This is a genomic window from Paenibacillus sp. TSM33 (assembly GCF_056099025.1).
Genome location: NZ_JBLZXB010000051.1, coordinates 1 through 333 on the forward strand (window position 1 = coordinate 1; position 333 = coordinate 333).

Sequence of the window (333 nt, forward strand, 5' to 3'; positions counted from 1 at the left end):
CAACTCGATTAACAGTCGAGTGCTCTACCAACTGAGCTATCAGGGAATATTGGTGGAGCCAAGGGGGATCGAACCCCTGACCTCCTGCGTGCAAGGCAGGCGCTCTCCCAGCTGAGCTATAGCCCCATCTTAGAAATAACAATTAATTCTGACTATGTAGAGGTCAGTCTTAAAGGCGAAAAAAAATCCCCCGAGAAGGGGCTTATGCTTGGCGGCGTCCTACTCTCCCAGGACCCTGCGGTCCAAGTACCATCGGCGCTGGAGGGCTTAACGGTCGTGTTCGGGATGGGTACGTGTGGAACCCCTCCGCTATCGCCACCAAACATGAATTTG

Annotated in this window: 1 tRNA gene and 1 rRNA gene; both read right to left on the reverse strand. The window is 53.5% G+C overall.

Annotated features, from left to right (window positions below):
* Positions 1–50 precede the first annotated feature (50 nt).
* Positions 51–126: transfer RNA gene (locus ACN6NF_RS25830), tRNA-Ala, on the reverse strand.
* 80 nt (positions 127–206) lie between these two features.
* A 5S ribosomal RNA gene (gene rrf / locus ACN6NF_RS25835) occupies positions 207–323 on the reverse strand.
* Positions 324–333: the final 10 nt, after the last annotated feature.